Genomic DNA, 16,022 nt, shown 5'->3' with positions numbered 1-16,022 from the left:
CCGCCTCGTCCACCAAGGCTCTTCGCCACACCGAGCGATGGGCATCACCACACGGTACCGATACAAGCCATGCTACAATCACCGGCCAAGTTTTCACCTATCCACCCGAGGGGCTTTGCTACTGCGCCGCCTCGGGGTTCGTTACGGGAATCTTCCAGTCGCCATGTCGAACAACGCCTCGCTTTCGCGCCAGATCCTCGTCACCAGCGCGCTGCCCTATGCCAACGGCTCGATCCACCTGGGCCACCTGCTGGAATACATCCAGACCGACATCTGGGTGCGTTTCCAGAAGAGTCGCGGCCATGAGTGCCACTACGTCTGTGCCGACGACGCCCACGGCACCGCGATCATGCTGCGCGCCGAACAGGAAGGCATCACGCCGGAGCAGTTGATCGACAAGGTCAGCAAGGAGCACCAGACGGACTTCGCCCGTTTCGGCGTCGCCTTCGACAATTACCATTCGACCCATTCGGAAGAGAACCGAATCCACAGCGAGCGCATCTACCTCGCCCTGCGCGACGCCGGTCACATCAGTACCCGCGACATCGAACAGATGTTTGACCCGGTCAAGGGGCTGTTTCTCGCCGACCGTTTCATTAAAGGAACCTGCCCGAAGTGCGGCAGCGAGGGGCAGTACGGCGACAATTGCGAAGTGTGCGGCGCCACCTACACCCCGGCGGAACTGATCAATCCCGTCTCGGCGATCAGCGGCGCCACGCCGGAAGTGCGCACCTCGATCCACTACTTCTTCAAGCTGCCGGATTTCGAGGCGTTCCTGAAACAGTGGACCCGCTCCGGCCGCGTGCAGCCGCAGATCGCCAACAAGCTGCAGGAGTGGTTCGAAGCCGGCCTCAACGAGTGGGACATCTCTCGGGATGCGCCCTATTTCGGCTTCGAGATTCCCGATGCCCCGGGCAAGTACTTCTATGTCTGGCTCGATGCGCCGATCGGTTATCTGGCCAGCTTCCAGAACCTGTGCGACCGCGAAGGCATCGATTTCGACAGCTACTGGAAGCAAGACTCGACAGCCGAGGTCTATCACTTCATCGGCAAGGACATCGTCTACTTCCACGCGCTGTTCTGGCCGGCGATGCTGGAAGGCGCCGGCATGCGCACACCGACCGGCGTCAACTGCCACGGCTTCGTCACCGTCAACGGGGCGAAGATGTCCAAATCCCGCGGCACCTTCATCAAGGCGCAGACTTACGCCGAGTATCTCAATCCGGAATACCTGCGCTATTACTTCGCCGCCAAGCTGACCTCGCGGGTCGACGATCTCGACCTCAATCTCGAGGATTTCGCCGCCAGGGTGAATTCGGATCTGGTCGGCAAGGTGGTCAACATCGCCAGCCGCTGCGCCGGCTTCATCAACAAGCTGGCCGGCGGCCAGCTCTCCGCGACCTGCGCCGAGCCGGAGCTGGTCGCCAAGTTCATCTATGCCGGCGATGAAATCGCTGCCGACTTCGAGGCGCGCGAGTTCGGCCGCGCCATGCGCAAGGTGATGGAACTCGCCGACGAGGCCAACACCTACATCGCCGACAAGGCCCCCTGGGTGCTGGCCAAGGAAGGCGGCCGAGAACAGGAAGTGATCGATATCTGCTCGGTTGGCATCAACCTGTTCCGCACGCTGATGGTCTACCTGCAGCCGGTGGTACCGGCGATGGCGGAACAAGCACGGATCTTCCTGCAGGTCGACAGCCTCGACTGGGAGAGCCGCCAGCACGTGCTGGAAGGCCATGCCATCGGCAAGTTCAAGCCGCTGATGACACGAGTCGAGAGCGACAAGATCGAAGCCATGATCGAGGCTTCCAAGGAAGTGCTCGAGGAGGAGAAGAAATTGACCGGCAAGACTTCCTCCGACTCAAACCCGAGCGACCCGCTGGCCGACGAACCGATTGGCGACGAGATCGCCTTCGACGACTTCATCAAGGTCGATCTGCGTGTCGCCAAAATCAGCAAGGCCGAGTACGTCGAAGGCTCCAACAAGCTGCTCGAATTGACACTAGATCTCGGCGGCGAGACACGCACGGTATTCTCCGGCATTCGCAAGGCCTATGCGCCGGAAGCGCTCGAGGGCCGGCTGACGGTGATGGTCGCCAATCTCGCGCCGCGCAAGATGCGCTTTGGCGTCTCCGAAGGCATGGTGCTGGCCGCCGGCGATGACGACGGAATCTATTTGCTCTCGCCGGATAGCGGTGCCAAGCCCGGCCAGCGCGTGACCTGAGCGGCGCTGGATCGAGCCATTGTCAGGCCAGGAATCGGGACGTGGATGCTGACAAACGTCACGAGCGAAGGCCAGACAAGGCGCAACGACCGTAGGGAGTAACAGCCAAAGGCTGGCCCGAAGGGGGAGCGTAGCGAATCAAAATCGGCGCAAGAACGGAGTTTACGTAGTTGTAAATGAGTATCTTGAGCCGATTTTTAACGCCGTATGGTCGAGCGCAGTAGTTTGTCAACATCCTCGGGAGTCGTCGTTTGTCCCTCGCAGCCACAATCACCGTCGAGCGTATCGATGCCGAACTGCCGCAGACCCAGTGCGGCAAGTGCGGTCATGATGGCTGTCGCCCCTATGCCGAGGCGATCGTCGACGGCGAAGCGATCAATCGCTGCCCGCCGGGCGGCGAAGCGACCCGGGATCGCCTGGCAGCGTTGACCGGGCGCCCCGCGCTGCCGTTGATCGAACCGGCGCAGACGCCGCTGCAGGCCGTCATTCGCGAGGCCGAGTGCATCGGCTGCACCAAATGCATTCAGGCCTGCCCGGTCGATGCCATTCTCGGCGCGGCCAAGCAGATGCATACCGTGATCGAATCCGAATGCACCGGCTGCGAGCTGTGTGTCGCGCCTTGCCCCGTGGACTGTATCGATCTGGTCGCGCATCCGCGCTGGGCCGAGGCACAAAACGATGCCGAGCGGCAAGCCTATCTCGACTGGCGCGCGCTCAACGGTCGCAGGCGTTTCGAGGCGCGCAAGGCTCGCCTGGCGCGCAAGGAAGAAGAGAAGCGACGCAAGCGGGAACGCCGCCTGGCCGCGACACGACGCCCCTCGCCCGTCTCTTCCGAACGACAATCCGTCGATAGCGTGACCGACATCACGGCGCTCAAGGCCAATCGGGCGACGCTGGTCGCGCGCCTGAAACGGATCGAGAAACAGCTCGCCAAGGCCGCCGACGAACAACGCTCGGCGCTGCGCGATCGCGCGCAGAGTCTCGAGGCGCAGCTCGAGAGCGTCGAGTGCCAACTGGCAAGGGACGCATCCCAGGGTGATACCGCCGCGCACCAACATCGCCGCATTGCGGTGGCGGCCGCCGAGCAGGCATGGCGCAAGGCACGGCAGCAATTGACTCGGTTGGAGCGAGAGGGAAAAAGTGCCGAGGCCCTGGAGGCACGCCGACAGCTCGCCGCGGCCGAGCGTCACCTTCGACACGCACGCGGGTCCAGCGATAGCGAGATATCATCATGAATGCCAGCAAGCGCGAGCAGATCTTCGCCCGCCTGAAGGAACATAACCCCAACCCCACCACCGAGCTGAACTGGACCACGCCGTTCGAACTGCTCGCTGCGGTATTGCTCTCGGCGCAGGCGACGGACGTCGGCGTCAACAAGGCGACGGCGCGGCTGTTTCCGGTCGCCAATACACCGCAGGCGATCATCGACCTGGGTATCGACGGCCTCAAGGAACACATCAAGACGATCGGCCTCTACAACACCAAGGCCGAAAACCTGATGAAGACCTGCCATATTCTGGTCGACAAGTACGATGGCGACATTCCGCGCACCCGCGAGGAGCTGGAGGCGCTGCCCGGCGTCGGCCGCAAGACCGCCAACGTGATTTTGAACACCGCCTTCGGAGAACTGACCATGGCGGTCGACACCCATATCTTTCGGGTTGCCAACCGTACGCGAATCGCGCCCGGCAAGAACGTACTGGAAGTCGAGCGAAAGCTACTGCGCCACGTGCCCAAGGCTTATCTCAAGGATGCCCACCACTGGCTGATACTGCATGGGCGCTATACCTGCCTGGCACGCAAGCCGCGCTGCGGCAGTTGCGTGATCGAAGACCTGTGCGAGTTTCCCGACAAGGTGGATATCGCCTGATCAGGGACTGGACTCCGGTTCCCGAGCCGTCTCGTCCTCGGCCGGTACGGCGTCGCCGCTGGATTCCGGCAACGAGTCATCGCTGCCCGAGGTGGCATCCGGTGTCGAAGCATTCGCACCGTTCTCCGCTTCGGGCGCGCTCATCTCGGTAGCGCCTTCGCGACTGTAGACGACCTTGCGCGTGCCGCCGTCGCAGCTACCCACGACCTCGGCTCCGGCGTACGACTCCCCCGCTTTGACGACGCCATCCTCGACCTGTGCGTTATCGACGATCTCGAGCAGGAAGTGGCGCGCGCCGTTGTCACGAATCGTCCGGTCGATCTGTGCCTTGAGCCGATCGCAGGCCAATCGCGTCTCGGGCTGGTGATCGAATGGCGAATCGCCGGGCTCGGCTTGCCCCCAGACCATCAACGAGCTCAGGTATAGACTACCCAATCCCATCGTCGCTGCCATTTTCCAGCTAAACACACGCATAGTGACTCCTTAACCACTACCCCAGGTACGCCTCTGGAGCGCAAGCCTACCCATTCACGAGCCATACAAAACCACACGTGCTCGTTCCCTAGATCCCCGGTAGATGGTGAATGACGGTCATGAAGCGGCATCCTTGCCTTGTAATTGGAAGCTTTTCTAACGATAGGGCGTTATCGTCAAGGCCGCCAACCGTAAAAACGGCGCTGTATCAGCGCCGTTCGGTCAGTTGCTCGACCGGCCTGCCTGGCCAGCCGATAACGAGTCAATGTTGCTGTTCGAACATTTCGTCGCCGATGTCATCGATGTAGCGCTGGCTCTTGGCGATGGTCAGCTCGACGCAGGCGTCTTCGCCAGCAACCACATCCGAGCGTTCGAAGCGACGCTCCCGCGTTTCCCCACCTTCCACGGGCTTGCGAATCCAGCCACTGACCCGATACTGACCACCGGCGTCCTGAGGCTCGGGCACGATCAGGAATCCCTTGTACTCGATCGGTTCCCGTTCTTTCTTCTGGGCGGCGGGCTTGGTATCGCTCCCGCCCATCAACCCGGAAAACAGTTTCTTCAGCATGACGACTCTCTACGAATGGTCCCGATACGAAATGTTCGACCGCTGCCATCTAGCCTCAACTGGCAGAGCGCCCCTTGCCGGCCGCGATGCGCAGACGCAGCGCGTTGAGCTTGATGAAGCCTTCGGCGTCTTTCTGGTCATAGGCGCCGGCATCATCCTCGAAGGTCGCGATCGATTCGTCGAACAATGACTGCTCGGACTTGCGGCCAACCACGCTGGCACTGCCCTTGTAGAGCTTCATCCGCACCACGCCATTGACGAACTTCTGGGTCTCGTCGATCGCCGCCTGCAGCATGCGGCGCTCCGGGCTCCACCAGTAGCCGTTGTAGATGGTCTTGGCGTACTTCGGCATCAGTTCGTCTTTCAGATGGGCGGCTTCGCGATCCAGCGTGATCGATTCGATGGCGCGGTGGGCACGCAGCATGATGGTGCCTCCCGGGGTTTCGTAGCAGCCACGGGATTTCATGCCGACATAGCGGTTCTCGACGATGTCGAGGCGGCCGATGCCGTTGTCGCCGCCCAGCTTGTTGAGCCTGGACAATACCTCATGCGGCTTCATCGGCTGCCCGTCGATGGCGACGATGTCGCCTTTCTCGAACGTCAACTCGGTGTAGGTCGGCTTGTCCGGCGCGGCCTCCGGAGAGACGCTCCAGCGCCACATATCCTCTTCCGCCTCGGCCCACGGATCCTCGAGAATCCCGCCCTCGTACGAGATGTGCAGCAGGTTGGCATCCATCGAGTACGGCGACTTCTTCTTGCTCTTGGAGAAGTCGACCGGAATGTCGTGCTGCTCGCAGTAGTTCATCAGCTTTTCGCGGGAGTTGAGATCCCACTCGCGCCACGGCGCGATCACCTTGACGCCCGGCTTCAGCGCGTAGGCACCGAGCTCGAAGCGCACCTGATCGTTGCCCTTGCCGGTGGCGCCGTGAGAGATGGCGTCGGCGCCGGTCTCGTTGGCGATCTCGACCAGCCGCTTGGCGATCAGCGGCCGCGCGATGGAGGTGCCGAGCAGATACTCGCCTTCGTAGAGGGTATTGGCACGGAACATCGGATAGACGTAATCACGCACGAACTCTTCTCGCAGGTCCTCGATGTAGATCTCCTTGACCCCGAGTGCCTGCGCCTTGGCTCGCGCCGGCTCGACCTCTTCGCCCTGGCCGATATCGGCCGTGAAGGTGACCACTTCGCAAGCGTAGGTTTCCTGCAGCCACTTCACGATCACGGAAGTGTCAAGGCCGCCGGAATAGGCGAGGACGACCTTTTTGACATCGGACATGCGGCAACTCCTTGGGTATGCGTCGGCTAGTTGATTGTGCGTCGACCGTCGCGGCCGGCGGCGGTCTCGATGGTATCCGTGGGCGCCATAGTCTGAAGAATGGAAGCCAGCGGCGAAGACCGTGGAGAGATCGGATTATAACGCCCTCGCCGCGCCGAGAATACCGAGCGACGGGACGCTTGCGGTCTGAACTGCTAGACTTCATGTCATTCGCCGCACGGCACAACGCGGTCGATTCCGCCGAATGGCACCGCTAGAAGCAGCGCGATCGAGGATCGCCATCACGTCAAGGGAACGGGAGTATTGCATGTCGGACGCCAGCACGAGGGAGCTGATGGCGCAGCGTTTTCGCGGATATCTCCCGGTGGTGGTCGATATCGAAACGGGCGGTTTCAATGCGGCGACCGACGCCCTGCTGGAGATCGCCGCAGTACCGCTGACGATGGACGATCAGGGCAACCTGCTCCCGCTGGAGACCCTCTCCTTTCATATCGAGCCCTTCGAGGGCGCCAACGTCGAACAGGCCGCGCTGGACTTCACCGGCATCGATATCGCGAGCCCCTTCCGCAAGCAGATCGCGGTCAGCGAGCGCGAGGCGCTGGATGGCATTTTCAAACCGATCCGCAAGACGATCAAATCCCACAACTGCTCGCGGGCCATCCTGGTCGGCCACAACGCCGCCTTCGACCAGGGCTTTCTCAACGCAGCGGTCAATCGCTGCGCCATCAAACGCAACCCGTTCCACCCCTTCTCCTGTTTCGACACCGCTACGCTGTCGGCACTGGCCTATGGCCAGACGGTCCTGGCACGCGCCTGTCAGGCGGCGGGTATCGAATTTGACAATGCCTCGGCGCACTCCGCCCGCTACGACACCGAGCGCACGGCGGAACTGTTCTGCGCCATCGTCAACCGCTTCAAGGATCTTGGCGGTTGGAGACTGGCGATGAAGGAGCAGGGCTTCGACGAGCCCTGATTCGCGCCACAGCGACAGGCTCGCCTGCGCGCCCTAATCGAAAAACGCCTCATCCATCGGATGAAGCGTTTTCGTCGACGCAGAGGTTGGGAACTGCCCCTCGTCCTCAGCTGTCGCTGGAAGCTTCCGGTGCCTTGGCGGCGGCGTCCTTGATCATCGGCTCGAGCTCACCGTTCTGGTACATCTCGACGATGATGTCGCAGCCCCCCACCAATTCGCCGTTGATCCACAACTGCGGGAAGGTCGGCCAGCTGGCGTATTTCGGCAACTCGGCACGGATGTCCGGGTTGTCCAGGATGTTGACGAAGGCGAACCGCTCACCGCACGCCATCAGTGCCTGCACCGCTTGTGCCGAGAAGCCGCACTGCGGCAGCTGCGGGGTGCCTTTCATATAGAGCAGGATCGGGTTCTCGCTGATCTGCTGCTTGATCGTTTCGATGGTGTCGCTCATGAGACTTCCTTTAACGGGAAGAACGCAGCTAAACGCCCTTCGCGTGTAGGCGAAAATGGAATGAACCGTGACTCCATTCTACTGATGACGCGAAGTGAAAACACCCCTGCCGTCGGCCACCAGTAGATAACTGACCGACGGAGCATCGACGCCTAGTACGGGCGCGCAGTGGACTCTCGCCACTCGATACATGTCTCGAGATACTGACGCGCATCAGCAGAGAGTCGGCTGATCCCCGCCAATCGAGCCAAATCGAGTACAGGATCGTTGCTGGCTTCCAACGTCTTACTATGCTCGTCGTAGAGCCAAGCAATCTCCGCGCAGGAAATATCACGAACGCTGCGATTTGCACCGTGACGGAATGCCACGCGCTCTCCATGGACATGCTGGGCCCAGACGAAATCGACATCACCTTCTACGTGCACCTCGACTTGGCCCAGCGACTGTCGAACCCTATCCGAAATGCGACGCCCAGCACGCTGCCAGCCATGTAGAGCCGCAACCCTTCTCGTCAATAGCGCGAGCGGTAGCGGCCCCTCCTTCTCAACCACCCTCGCGACAAGACCTGCGAGAATCGAATCGTAAGCTGGATCGAAAAACTTGTCGGGCTCAATTGACGCATTACTCTCTTCGAGTTTTTCGACATTCAGGTCAACGGCACGTGGAAGCGCCACTCGGGCAACCATCGGCTCGGCCCGCCGCCACTCCCCAGCATCGACAGTAGAAGGCTCCTCTGAGGTCTCATCTGAAATAGTCATGCGTCCGTCGCTTTCGTATAACGGCTCTTGGTCATCCTGCGCCGGGCCGGATTCCAGGTATGCTTGCTCCGGCGAAGCCCCGGGCTCATGAAGATCATCCGCCAGGGATGCCCGCTTGGCTCGATCCGCCTCGAGATGCTCCATCAGCAAGGCCTGAATACGTTCAACCACCGGTTGGCGCTGCTTGAACCAATCGGTCGACCAAATTCTGAAGATCATCCACCCCAACCCTTCCAGTACCGCCTGCCTGACCTTGTCACGGTCTCTGGCCGTTGCGGACCCATGGTAGGTCGCGCCATCGCACTCGATGCCTGCAAGGTAGACACCGGCATGATCCGGATGTACTACACCGAGGTCGATCCGAAAGCCGGAAACGCCGATCTGCGGCCTGACTTCCCACCCCAGGGCCTCGAGCGTCGATTTCACCGCGGCTTCAAAGGGACTGTCCACATCTCCCAGAGCCCCCTCGTCCATTGCCGGCAGTGCTACGGCGCCGCGCGCTGCGTAGTCAAGAAAGTTCTTGAGGTGTTTCACCCCCAACGCGTTGGTACGGTTCAGATCGATCTGGTCCGCCGAGAGGGAGGCAAACACGTGCATCTCCTGGCGCGCTCGCGACACGGCGACGTTCAGCCGCTTTTCGCCGCCGTCACTGTTCAGGGCACCGAAGGCCATCGACAGCTTGCCAGCGTGATCCTTGCCAAAGGTGATCGAGAAGAGAATGACATCACGTTCGTCGCCCTGGATATTTTCCAGGTTTTTTACGATGACCGGTTCTTCCCGCTCGTCTGCAAAGAACCACTCGAGCTCTGGATTCCGCTGGCGCTCTTTATCCAGGAGATTGAGAATATGACTCTGCTGCTCGGCATTGAACGTGATGATGCCTAGCGTTTGACGCTTGGCCTCCGGCTGTTTCAACCACTCGGTCATCCGATTCACGGCCAGAGTAACGATTGCCCGCGCTTCATCATCATTGGTGCGTCCCTGTCCACGCGCATAGAGACCGTTGATCTGATGTAGCATGACCGCGCCGGTGGCTGTCGCAGGAGAAGGAAAAGTGATGAGGCGGCCGCCATAATAGTGCCAGTTGGAGAATGCAATCAGCGACTCGTCTCGACTGCGATAGTGCCACTCCAGCTGTCGTGTAGGGATGCCAGCCGCCACGACTTCGTCGAGTATCGAGGCCAGGTCTCGCTCGCTGTCAGGGATCTCCTCCTCCGGTTCGTCGTTGCGACCAAAAAAGTTGGTGGGTGGCAGCTGTTTGGGGTCGCCGACGATGATCGCTTGCCGGCCGCGCGCAATCGCCCCTATCGCATCCCAGGTCGTGATCTGCGAGGCCTCGTCAAAAATCACCACGTCGAACGCAGCCTGTCCGGCAGGCAGATATTGCGCAACTGACAGTGGCGACATCAGTACGCAGGGGGACAGCTTCGTGAACGTGCTCGGCATCTCCGCGATGAGACTGCGAATCGGCAGGCTAGGCCGTTGCAAGCCCAACTGATGCCGTAGCGTGCCAAGCTCCGAGCGCCTGGCAACACTATCCCGTGACGGCAGGCCGTGCTGGATTCGCCGCAACACCTGACTTGCCGCGGCCTCCATAGCACGCTCGTCAGCGGCTCGAAACTGCTTGATCAGAGCTTCATGTTCCCAGTGAGAGAACCCTCTCAACACCGGCTCGGCATCCATCGCCAAGGGTAACCACCAGGTTGCGTAAGCGGCGACAAAGGCGTTTTCACCACCGCTAGACGGGTCATGCTCCAACGCCTTAACCATTCCGCCCAACCCTGATCCAACGGCTTGGTCTCGAACTTCGACCCAACGCGTCCAGTCTGACAAATGCACCTTGTTGTCGATAATGTGCTGCAGTTCCACGGTGAGCGTTTGTAAGGGTTGGCATTCTGGTTCGGCGCCAGCTATCTCACTAAACCTTTTTGCAGCGTCGCACCAAACGTGGTGGTGATCTGCAAAAGCCGTGATGAGCTCCAGCAGGTCAACATTCTCTCGATCCGCCAGCTGACGGGTGGCAGCTCGCCAAGCATCGGCGTTTTGTACTTCAGGTCTAAGACGTTCCAACGCCTCGCGCAGAGTATTGGCTTGCTCATGCCATTGTCTCAGACGCTTGCTATCCGTTCTGATTCCCTCAAACAGGGGACACTCTTTCAGAGGGTGGCACTGGATTTCTTTCTCTAGCTCCCGGAGCTGAATCAGAAGCGTGATATCAACGGCGGGATCAACCTGCCCAGTGACGGTGTAAGTCTGCAAAAGCTTACGCACCGATAATTTTTTGAGGCTGGAGAAAGGCCATAGTTTCGTCTGCGCCTGACGCCAATCGGCATCGAGGCTATCGATTGGAATCGACTTGAGACGGTCGAGCGGGTACTCGGCGGACAGTTTCGAGGCCGCGACGCGGTAGTCATCGAGTTGCGAGAGCAAATGCGCCAAGTCCCGGTCCAGTACTTCTGGCTCGAGCGATAACGCCCATGCCACTTTCTCTTGCGTATGAGGGATAGCCGCTAATGCTGCCAGCTTTTCGATGCGCTCGGGCGACAGCTCCGCATCCATGACGAGACCCAGCGCACTGGACAATCGCTCTGTCGCTGCTATGAGATCACCCGTAGACGATTGAAGATTGCGCGTTTGCTGCAGCAACTGCGCTTGCCAACTGAAAGACCATTCCCCTACTCGAACGAGTTTCAGCTCGGGACAGTCTGCCACCACGGCCCGGCAGCGCGTCAGATTCTCCGCGAGACGACGGAGATAGGTATAACTCTGCTCATCATGAGCATCCTTGTTGTTGAACGTGAGCGTAAAACCAGGCTCCGTCGACATCGCCTGCCCAATCGCCTCGTAGACACTAAAGCCTTGAGTATTAGGCCGATGAAGCGCTTCGACATAGGCATCCAACTGATCACGTGTTAAGACAACTTCGTCAGTCAGCCTAATCCACTCTGCCTCAGACAATGTATGTGCGCGACTCCAACTGCGCCCTAGCTGCTCGAGAACGGACTTTCTATCCGCTTTACTGGAGTGCAGTTCCAGCACCGCGTCAGCCAGCCCATTCGCCGCCAACCGTCTGTGAACGACGTCGAGAGCCGCCGCTTTTTCTGCCACGAATAGAACAGTCTTACCAACCGCCAGGCATTGTGAAATCATATTGGCGATTGTTTGGCTCTTTCCTGTCCCTGGTGGCCCGATCAAAACGAAGTCATGCCCTTCTTGCGCGGCAAGGACGGCAGCGAGTTGAGAGGAGTCAGCCGGTAGCGGCGTGAAGAGCTCTCGTGGAGCGACTCTGCGGTCGATCTCGATCGGCTCGGGCAAGTCAGGCGCGTCCTGTGCTCGAAACGGCTCGGTCGGATTATCGACCAAATGCCTCACCAGCGCGCTCTCGCGAAGGCTGTCCGTGCGATCGACCAGATCTTTCCACATCAGGAACTTGGCAAAGGAGAAGGTAGAAAGTGCCAACTCCTCCACGACCTCGAAGCCAGCCACATCCCTGACCCTGCGACGAACGGCCTCGAAAATTCTTGGCAGATCATGGCCGCTTTCGTCTCGAGGTAACTCTCCTTGGAACTCCGGCATTTCCAGATCGAAGTCCCTCTTCAGAAACTCCAAAAGCGTTGCATTGAAACGCAACTCATCCTCGTGCGGTTCCAGGACGAATTCTGACTGCGCCGAACGTCTGGTCACGTTGACGGGAATCAGTAAGAGCGGCGCTCGATAACTTCGTGTGTCCCCCTCGGTTCTTTTCCAGCGCAGAAAGCCTGCGGCGAGGAAGAGCGTATTGGTGCCACCCTCCTGCATATCGCTCCGGGAACGTCGATAGAGTTCCAGCAGGCGGTTACTGGCCTCTCTACCGGAGAGCGGCGTCGCGAGTTGAGATCGGGCGAAGGCATCTCGCGCGACATCCTGAAAAACCGCCGCTCGCTCATTGGCGGAGAGATCACGTCGACCGGCCGGGTCCTCATCAGCGAGCGGCAACACCTTAAACTTTTCGCCCTCCGCAAGCCGATCCTCCAAAGAGGAAACATCCGGACAGAGCAGCGGCAAGGTCTGCTTCGTATCCTTAAAGTTCAGCAATCTATTGCGTAGAGAAAGATCCAATAACTTGCGTTGCCACCGGGCAATTCTTCCTGCGGCCGTGTCAGGCGTTTCTTCGATCAGATCGCCGGGTAGAAAACCGAAGTCCAACGGTTTCGGAAGCGCTGCCGGCACAGCGGGCGTCTCTGACTCGTCAACACTTTCAAGTATACGGTGATTGGCAAGAGGTCTGATACGGGCGGCTCGCGCTCGACGAACATCGACCGCCATTAGAAAAGCGTGCTCATTCGGCTCTGCCGTATGCTCCTTGCCCTCGGCTGCTGCCTGTTCGAAACCGACCGATGGGCGACGAGTCAACGCAGTGGTTTCTAGCAGCACCAGCTCCCGCGCATCAACAGCCTTTCTTACGCTCATGACATCGGGCTCAGTTATCGAGCCGAAGTCGCGATCGACCAGCCAGACACCGGCCCAGGCATGCCCCTCGGAAAACATGACAACCGGATTGAGCCCTGCAGCCTCATAGCAACCAGCGAGGAGCAATGCCGAGTCCAGACAGGTGGCGAGACCTTCAGCGCGAATCCGCTCAGGGCTACGAATTTTTTGTCCACGCATCTCGAAAGATGCAGGTGGCACGGCGTAGGTCAACCCCATTCCGGTCAGCGCCGACCAGATCGCACCTGCCACCATCCATACCCTCGCGGGATCATTGGCTTGGTAGCCATCGATAGCCCCGCTCTTACCAGTCGCCTCAAGCAGCCGACCTGCTTCTTTAAGAAGAGTGGCTATAACCGACTCGTTGGGAGAGATGTAGGCTGCGAGAAGGTGCGCCATCTCTCCCACCCCGCCCCACTCATCTCTTGCGAGCAGCTCTATCGGTCGCACCTCCTCATGGAGCATGACACCCCCTGCCTTCACCGTCAGCTCCAGGTTGCCAACCTCGGCCTCGTTAAGGCCGGCAAGTAACGCGTGATCAAGTGACGTCTCCAACTGAGGCAGTGTCTGTTGGTCGCCAACAGCCAGGCGATCAATCTGCCAGGTTTTTTGCCTGATCAAACCCGGAGTACAGGTAACCTCTACGGTCAAATTCTCCAGAGGTTTATCGCCGACGTTTTGCACCGCCAGCTTTTTGAGAATCGATATTCCGTTCTGAGAGGAAGAGAAATTGACCTTGGCAACAGTGTGGAATTCGATTTCTATAATGGCCCGCGGCTCACTGAGGCTCGTTACCTGCGATGAGGGTGACATTACGTTCTCCACACTGAATCGATGTTTACTCAATAACTTCACATAGCCGTGGCTGTGTCAATATATGTAAGCATGAATTACACAATTCTTAGGCGGTCGCTAGCTAGTAGTGCCATATAGGTGCCCCAACTAGCCGTTGCGCCGTCCTGGGGCTGTGGTTAGGATGATTGGCTTTCGCACGGATCGGCCCGTACCGTGAAACACACGGGCCGATCACGGCGCCGTCTCGCCAAACACCTATGCAGGCGTTTGGGACGCGGCGCTTTTTTCGTTGTTTTCCGAGTCGACCGCGCGGATAGCCTGCGATTGCGGCCGACGACCGATTTCGCCGTGCGGCGCGCCTGGAGATTGCCGCATGCCTTGTGCCAAAGCCACGACAGGAATTCGCCCATGAGCGTACGCCATTTTCTGACCCTGCTGGATCTTTCCGCCGACGAACTCTCCTACCTGATCCAGCGCGGCATCACGATCAAGAACCGCCTGAAGACGCAGGGGCCGACCTATACCCCGTTCAGCAATCGTACGCTGGCGATGATCTTCGAGAAGTCCTCGACACGAACCCGAGTCTCGTTCGAGACGGCGATGGCGCAGTTCGGCGGCCACGCACTGTTCCTGTCGTCGCGGGATACCCAGCTCGGCCGTGGCGAGCCGATCGGCGATACCGCCAGGGTGCTATCGGAAATGGTCGATGCGGTGATGATCCGCACCTTCTCTCACGCTGGCCTCGAGGAGTTCGCCGCTGCCAGTTCGGTACCGGTGATCAATGCACTCACCGATGACTACCATCCCTGTCAGCTGCTGGCCGACGTCATGACCTGGACCGAGTGCCGAGGTCCCGTTCAGGGCAAGACCGCGGTGTGGATCGGCGATGGCAACAACATGTGCCACTCCTGGATCAACGCCGCACGCCAGTTCGATTTCCAGCTCCGCATCTGCTGCCCCGAGGGCTACGATCCCCGCCAGGATATCGTGGAAGCCGCCGGCGATCGTGTCACGCTCCTGCGCGACCCGGCCGAGGCGGTGAGCGGTGCCGATCTGGTCACCACCGATGTCTGGGCTTCCATGGGTCAGGAAGAGGAACAGGCCAAGCGCGAGCGCGACTTCGCCGGTTTCCAGGTCACCGAGGCGTTGCTAGACCGGGCTGCCGAGGATGTCGTCTTCCTGCACTGCCTGCCGGCCCATCGCGGCGAGGAGATCAGCACCACCCTGCTCGACGACCCGCGCGCCGTGGTGTGGCAGGAAGCCGGCAACCGCCTGCATGCCCAGAAGGCACTGATCGAATTCCTGCTGCTGGGCCAGGTGGCCTGAAACCTGTCCCAAGTCGAGTCCCTGCCATACGGCTTCGGCCCTACTTTGCGGGCCGTGGCCGCTTCACGACATGACGTGGCGTGCGCGCTGGCGCCGCCAGGCCAGGATCGAGGCGGCGATCAACGCCAGCGCACCCAACGCCATCAGTGCCTGGCCAAGATCGCCCTTCAGCGCGGATTCCCCCAGCACCACGAAAGCCGCGCCATAGGGGCCCGTGGTGACCAGTGCCACGCTCAGGTAGATCGAACGCGGCACGCCCGCCGCCCCGAGGGCGTAGTGCTTGATGAATATCGGTACACCCGGCACCAGCTTGACCAGGAACGTCACCCGCCAGGCGCTACGCCGGTCGGTATCCAGCCCGGCCAGCGCCGCAAAGCGCCTCTCGATGAAATCCCGCAGGAGCGGCCGCAGGCGGCCGTGGGCGATCCAGTAACAGAGCAGCAGATTGGACAGCGCGGCCAGTGCGGAGATCGCCAACCCGCCGGCGATACCGAAACGCAGGCCGGCGATCACGAAGAACGGTGTCATCGGCACACCCAGTGCCGGCAGAATCGCCATGGCGGCGAAGAACGGCAGCGGACCGAGCGTTTCGAGCCACACGCCGGGCTCTCCCCCGAGCGCAGCGACTACCATCCAGATGGCAACGAGCACCAGCGCCCCCGACACCACTCGAAGCCAGCGTGGCCATGAAAGCCCGCTGGGCATCGACGTGGCGTGGCGGCGCGAGACGGCGCAGAAGCGGGACAAGCGGGAGTCGGTGTGCGGCATCTTTCCGATGAAAGCCGATCATCGTGAAAGCTCGATGACAAACCCGATGGGCGGGCCCGAATCCGGCCCGCC

Annotated in this window: 11 protein-coding genes; 5 read left to right on the top strand and 6 right to left on the bottom strand. The window is 60.4% G+C overall.

Features of this window, described 5'->3' with window-relative positions; genetic code table 11:
- The first annotated feature begins 163 nt into the window (after nucleotides 1-163).
- From metG to nth, 3 genes are all read left to right on the top strand, one after another.
- Complete coding sequence (gene metG, locus DOM57_RS06725; RefSeq protein ID WP_110648465.1) at nucleotides 164-2,224, top strand: methionine--tRNA ligase; 2,061 nt, start codon at nucleotides 164-166, stop codon at nucleotides 2,222-2,224.
- 251 nt (nucleotides 2,225-2,475) lie between these two features.
- The gene (locus DOM57_RS06720) at nucleotides 2,476-3,459 is read left to right on the top strand and encodes an RnfABCDGE type electron transport complex subunit B (protein ID WP_110648464.1); all 984 of its coding nucleotides are present in this window, start codon (nucleotides 2,476-2,478) and stop codon (nucleotides 3,457-3,459) included.
- Nucleotides 3,456-4,094, top strand: coding sequence for an endonuclease III (gene nth, locus DOM57_RS06715; protein ID WP_110648463.1), 639 nt, complete (start codon nucleotides 3,456-3,458; stop codon nucleotides 4,092-4,094). Before DOM57_RS06720 ends, nth begins: the two co-directional genes overlap by 4 nt.
- On the opposite strand, the gene DOM57_RS06710 is transcribed toward nth, so the two are convergent.
- The 3 genes from DOM57_RS06710 to DOM57_RS06700 all read right to left on the bottom strand — a co-directional run bounded on the left by DOM57_RS06710 (nucleotide 4,095) and on the right by DOM57_RS06700 (nucleotide 6,412).
- On the bottom strand, nucleotides 4,095-4,568 hold the full coding sequence (locus tag DOM57_RS06710) for a DUF1161 domain-containing protein (protein WP_110648462.1): 474 nt from the start codon (nucleotides 4,566-4,568) through the stop codon (nucleotides 4,095-4,097).
- Nucleotides 4,569-4,830: 262 nt separating this feature from the next.
- The gene (locus DOM57_RS06705; protein WP_110648461.1) at nucleotides 4,831-5,136 is read right to left on the bottom strand and encodes an HlyU family transcriptional regulator; all 306 of its coding nucleotides are present in this window, start codon (nucleotides 5,134-5,136) and stop codon (nucleotides 4,831-4,833) included.
- Nucleotides 5,137-5,191: 55 nt separating this feature from the next.
- A complete protein-coding gene (locus tag DOM57_RS06700; protein WP_110648460.1) occupies nucleotides 5,192-6,412 on the bottom strand; it encodes an argininosuccinate synthase in 1,221 nt (406 codons plus the stop codon).
- A 307-nt stretch (nucleotides 6,413-6,719) separates the two neighbouring features.
- Between DOM57_RS06700 and rnt the strand changes: the two genes are divergently transcribed.
- Nucleotides 6,720-7,385, top strand: coding sequence for a ribonuclease T (rnt, locus tag DOM57_RS06695; protein ID WP_110648459.1), 666 nt, complete (start codon nucleotides 6,720-6,722; stop codon nucleotides 7,383-7,385).
- Nucleotides 7,386-7,491: 106 nt separating this feature from the next.
- Here rnt and grxD read toward each other — a convergent pair whose 3' ends face one another.
- Nucleotides 7,492-7,836 carry a Grx4 family monothiol glutaredoxin gene (grxD, locus tag DOM57_RS06690; RefSeq protein WP_110648458.1) on the bottom strand — a complete coding sequence of 115 codons (345 nt, stop codon included), beginning with the start codon at nucleotides 7,834-7,836 and terminating at the stop codon, nucleotides 7,492-7,494.
- Between the two features lie 152 nt (nucleotides 7,837-7,988).
- Nucleotides 7,989-13,874 carry a DUF3320 domain-containing protein gene (locus DOM57_RS06685; RefSeq protein ID WP_110648457.1) on the bottom strand — a complete coding sequence of 1,962 codons (5,886 nt, stop codon included), beginning with the start codon at nucleotides 13,872-13,874 and terminating at the stop codon, nucleotides 7,989-7,991.
- A gap of 390 nt (nucleotides 13,875-14,264) precedes the next feature.
- On the opposite strand from DOM57_RS06685, the gene argF reads away from it, so the two are divergent.
- Entirely contained in the window at nucleotides 14,265-15,182 is a 918-nt protein-coding gene (argF, locus tag DOM57_RS06680) for an ornithine carbamoyltransferase (protein WP_110648456.1), read from the top strand.
- 63 nt (nucleotides 15,183-15,245) lie between these two features.
- Here argF and DOM57_RS06675 read toward each other — a convergent pair whose 3' ends face one another.
- Nucleotides 15,246-15,950, bottom strand: coding sequence for a TVP38/TMEM64 family protein (locus DOM57_RS06675; protein WP_110648455.1), 705 nt, complete (start codon nucleotides 15,948-15,950; stop codon nucleotides 15,246-15,248).
- Nucleotides 15,951-16,022 lie beyond the last annotated feature (72 nt).

The organism is Salinicola peritrichatus (assembly GCF_003206715.1).
GTDB lineage: Bacteria > Pseudomonadota > Gammaproteobacteria > Pseudomonadales > Halomonadaceae > Salinicola > Salinicola peritrichatus.
Note: the sequence above shows the minus strand (reverse complement) of the source record. Positions and strands in the feature narration are given on the sequence as shown.